Origin of the sequence: Pseudomonas sp. PS02290, from assembly GCF_029960075.1 — a bacterium.
Classification (GTDB): domain Bacteria; phylum Pseudomonadota; class Gammaproteobacteria; order Pseudomonadales; family Pseudomonadaceae; genus Aquipseudomonas.
The window spans coordinates 1-321 of sequence record NZ_JASCOY010000239.1; the positions used below are offsets into that span (position 1 = coordinate 1).

1 protein-coding gene is annotated in these 321 nt (G+C 60.1%); it reads left to right on the forward strand.

Annotation, left to right across the window (positions count from 1 at the left end; all coding sequences use genetic code 11):
- Nucleotides 1-321, forward strand: a 321-nt coding sequence (locus QMX88_RS29970; protein ID WP_282373747.1) for an alpha/beta hydrolase fold domain-containing protein, incomplete at both ends; no start/stop codon positions are given.

The window sequence follows — 321 nt, forward strand, 5'->3', positions numbered from 1 at the left end:
AGGCCAATGCTATCGTGGTGTCAGTGGACTACCGTCGCGCGCCTGAATATAAATTCCCGGCAGCCCATCTAGACGCTGTTGCTGCCTACCGCTGGCTCACTACCAACGCTGCTAGCATTGGCGGAGACCCTAAACGCCTAGCGTTGGCCGGCGAAAGCGCCGGCGGCAATCTGGCGCTCGCCACTGCTGTGGCAGCACGCGATCAGGGCTTGACCTCGCCCAAGAGTGTGATTGCTGTGTACCCAGTGGGGCAGACCACGACCAACACTGAGTCGTACTTGAAGTACGCTGACGCCAAGCCACTCAATCGCCCCATGATGC